The sequence below is a fragment of the Dissulfurispira sp. genome, from assembly GCF_036745535.1.
Lineage (GTDB): Bacteria > Nitrospirota > Thermodesulfovibrionia > Thermodesulfovibrionales > Dissulfurispiraceae > Dissulfurispira.
Window position 1 is genome coordinate 49799 of sequence record NZ_DAIOFX010000008.1, and the last position, 1518, is coordinate 51316.

Consider the following 1518-nt stretch of genomic DNA (forward strand, 5'->3'; position numbering starts at 1 on the left):
TTGTAAAATCCTCCTATATTACATGGGATTTAAGCGAATATTATAAACTTTATTATTATAATAATTTCTATGGGAAAAGTAATCATCCTTCTCGGCCCAACAGGGGTCGGCAAAACAGCGGTATCCATCCTCCTCGCAAAACACCTGAACACAGAAATCATAAGCTCAGACTCCATGCAGATTTATAAACACATGGATATCGGAACAGCAAAGCCGTCTGAAGAGGAACAGCAGACAGTGAAGCACCACATGATAGACATTGTCGAGCCGTGGGAATCTTTCAGCACAGGAGAGTATATAAAGGCTGTCCAGCCGATAATTGCCAATCTGCATAATTCAAACAGAATACCGATAATTGTCGGAGGAACAGGGCTTTATATAAAGGCTATGACAAGAGGAATTTTTAAAGGCCCTTCTGCGGACTGGGATTTAAGAAATGAATTGCTCCAAAGAGAGGAGAAGTTTCCCGGATATTTATACGAATACCTTAAATCCCTCGACCCTGTGGCTGCCTCAAAGATAATGCCCGCAGACACGAGGAGGGTTGTAAGGGCATTGGAGGTTTGCCTAAAAAGCAATAAAACCATGTCAGAAATGCATCAGTTGTTAACGCAGCCATTACCTTATGAATTCATAAAAATAGGCATTACAAGAGACAGGAAAGAGCTTTACATGATGATCGAGCAAAGAGTTGATAAGATGATTGATGCGAGGCTTGTTGATGAGGTGAAAAATGTAATTCAAATGATCAAAGAACATTTTTCGAAGTCCGAACTTAACTCATCACTCATCACTCATCACTCATCACTGTCTTCCATGCAGGCCATCGGCTACAAAGAAATAGCAATGCATTTAAATGGAGAGATCAGTCTTGATGAGGCAATAGCCCTTGTAAAGAAAAGGTCGAGGAATTATGCAAAGAGGCAGTTTACATGGTTTAAGAAAGAAGAAGGCATTCAATGGATAGATGTGACAGGAATACATGAGCCTAATGAGATATTCGAAGCAGTAGTCCAATTCATAGCCAATTAAACTAACTTTTGTTCTTTAGCTGTCAAAAGAATAGCCGAAAGTGCTAATGTCACTTGCCTATTTATGTTAAAATGAGTTAAATTATACCTAAGATACTTGGAAATCATCGAGTCCGAGCAGGGGGAATTCTCCTCTTAACCATGAGTTAAACATGGGTCCCATTTGAGTGTTCAATTTTGGAGCCGCTTCAAGTCTTACCACTGTCTCTTCTGCTGTCATAGAATGCAAAGTATCAGCAATTCTTTGAATTTGTTGAGGGTTGTTTTGCAGACAGCCGGCTATGTTTTTGAGAAGATACCACATTGGGTCCTCATAGGGAAATTTTGTTATCCCCCTTAGGGTCTCAAGGAGTTCTCGAGTCTGTCGCGCCTAGATTTAACTTTACTATTGCCTTACAGGATACCAGCAATTTATAAAGAAAGCAATCTGTATCGGTCTGCAAATATTAGTATTTGGTGCTACAATTTATACATGCCTGAAATACGT

1 protein-coding gene and 1 pseudogene are annotated in these 1518 nt (G+C 39.8%); one reads left to right on the forward strand and one right to left on the reverse strand.

Annotation, left to right across the window (positions count from 1 at the left end; translation table 11 throughout):
• Positions 1-69 precede the first annotated feature (69 nt).
• Positions 70-1032 (forward strand): tRNA (adenosine(37)-N6)-dimethylallyltransferase MiaA, encoded by a 963-nt coding sequence (gene miaA / locus V7L97_RS03335; RefSeq protein WP_333653386.1) that lies wholly within the window; start codon positions 70-72, stop codon positions 1030-1032.
• A gap of 87 nt (positions 1033-1119) precedes the next feature.
• On the opposite strand, the pseudogene V7L97_RS12865 reads toward miaA, so the two are convergent.
• Positions 1120-1380 (reverse strand): annotated as a pseudogene (locus V7L97_RS12865) (hypothetical protein); the annotation flags it as partial.
• Between the last annotated feature and the right edge of the window lie 138 nt (positions 1381-1518).